This window comes from Paenibacillus sp. GCM10027628 (genome assembly GCF_042676385.1).
Lineage (GTDB): Bacteria > Bacillota > Bacilli > Paenibacillales > NBRC-103111 > Paenibacillus_E.
Genome location: NZ_JBHTHA010000059.1, coordinates 1 through 812, shown reverse-complemented (window position 1 = coordinate 812; position 812 = coordinate 1). Strand labels below are relative to the sequence as shown.

Annotated in this window: 1 rRNA gene; it reads left to right on the top strand. The window is 52.8% G+C overall.

Annotated elements, in window-relative coordinates:
• Positions 1-812, top strand: a 23S ribosomal RNA gene (locus tag ACFQZT_RS32190); the annotation flags it as partial.

The following is an 812-nucleotide window of genomic DNA, read 5'->3' as shown; positions in this document are numbered from 1 at the left end:
CCTAGAGGGATCCTGAGTACGGCGGGACACGTGAAACCCCGTCGGAATCCGGCAGGACCATCTGCCAAGGCTAAATACTACCTAGCGACCGATAGTGAAGCAGTACCGTGAGGGAAAGGTGAAAAGCACCGCGGAAGCGGAGTGAAAAAGAACCTGAAACCGTGTGCTTACAAGAAGTCAGAGCCCTCTCTATGGGTGATGGCGTGCCTTTTGTAGAATGAACCGGCGAGTTACGTTCCCGTGCGAGGTTAAGTCGAAAAGACGGAGCCGCAGCGAAAGCGAGTCTGAATAGGGCGCTTTAGTACGTGGACGTAGACCCGAAACCGTGTGATCTACCCCTGTCCAGGGTGAAGGTGAGGTAACACTCACTGGAGGCCCGAACCCACGAATGTTGAAAAATTCGGGGATGAGGTGGGGGTAGCGGAGAAATTCCAATCGAACTCGGAGATAGCTGGTTCTCCCCGAAATAGCTTTAGGGCTAGCCTCGGAAGATGAGTTGTGGAGGTAAAGCACTGATTGGGTGCGGGGCCCGCCAAGGGTTACCAAGTCCAGTCAAACTCTGAATGCCACAAACTTTATTCCGGGAGTCAGACAGTGAGTGCTAAGATCCATTGTCAAAAGGGAAACAGCCCAGACCATCAGCTAAGGTCCCCAAGTGTGTGTTAAGTGGGAAAGGATGTGGAGTTGCACAGACAACCAGGATGTTGGCTTAGAAGCAGCCACCATTGAAAGAGTGCGTAATAGCTCACTGGTCGAGTGACTCTGCGCCGAAAATGTAACGGGGCTAAACACGCCACCGAAGCTATGGCTTG